The following is a 1,348-nucleotide window of genomic DNA, read 5'->3' as shown; positions in this document are numbered from 1 at the left end:
ATTCAGCAGCGTTTGGACTCAGTTTACTGGTTATGATAGCGCTCATGATATCCCTTTTCTTTGATGCGTAAATGCGAGTAGCTTTTTATGTTATGCGAGTTATTCTAACTGGTATTTATTTTAAGCGTTACTCACATGATTAATCCGTGATGTTTAAAACCTAAATGTTTCAGATCTAAGAAGCAAGCTTACTATAAGCCCAGCTCATCTTTCATCATCTCAACAATTTTATACTTTTGAATTTTGCCCGTAATGGTCATCGGGTATTCTTCGACGAAACGATAGTGAGTAGGTATTTTATAATGGGCAATGTTATTACGGCAGAACTCCTTAACCTCTTCTTCGCTTAAGCAATCAGGCTCTTTGGGAATAATCCATGCCGCCAATACTTCACCATACTTAGCATCAGGTATGCCAACGATTTGCACATCGCGAATCTTGGGATGGCGATAAAGATAGTTTTCAATCTCTACTGGGTAGATGTTCTCGCCACCACGAATGACCATGTCTTTGCTACGACCCACCACTTTGACGTACCCATCTTCATCCATGGTTGCCAAATCCCCGGTATGCATCCAATTATCTTGAATGGACGCGCGTGTTTTGAAGCGGTCGCCCCAATAGCCTTTCATTACCGAATAGCCACGCGTGAGTAGCTCGCCTTTTTCTCCTAGCGGTACAGTCTCGCCCGTTTCTGTATCGACGATTTTGACCTCAAGCGCTGGCTGCACCAGTCCGACAGTGGAAACCTGCTTTTCAAGCGGTGTGTGCTTGTTCGTCTGACAAGATACTGGACTGGTCTCGGTCATGCCATAAGCAATAGTGACCTCGCTCATATGCATCTCATCAATGACGCGGCGCATGACTTCAATCGGACAGCTAGAGCCTGCCATAATACCGGTGCGCAAAGTGGATAAATCGAATTTTCCAAAGTCTGGATGATCAAGCATCGCGATAAACATCGTTGGCACTCCATGCAAACCCGTACATTTTTCTTCTTCGACCGCTTGCAGGACACTTAATGGCTCAAAACCATCGTTGGGATACACGATACAACCGCCATGGGTCAAAATGGCTAAATTGCCGAGTACCATACCAAAACAGTGATAAAGCGGCACAGGAATACACAATATGTCTTCTTCAGTGAGATTCATTGCCTCACCGATAAAGTAGCCGTTGTTTAAGATATTACGGTGGGTTAAGGTCGCACCTTTTGGCGTGCCAGTCGTACCACTGGTAAATTGAACATTGATAGCATCAGTATTTTTGAGTTGTGCTTGCCGTTCAGCAACGCGTGGGTCGTTAGGGTCACCCTCGCTCATCCAGTCAGAGAACCTTTGCATATAAC

1 protein-coding gene is annotated in these 1,348 nt (G+C 44.8%); it reads right to left on the bottom strand.

The window, feature by feature from the left end:
* Positions 1 to 191: 191 nt before the first annotated feature.
* Positions 192 to 1,348: AMP-binding protein (locus ACS8FD_RS14725; protein ID WP_439276406.1), on the bottom strand; the 1,157-nt coding region annotated here is incomplete at its 5' end.

The organism is Psychrobacter sp. 1U2 (assembly GCF_051847575.1).
This window is presented reverse-complemented; position numbering and strand designations above follow the sequence as displayed.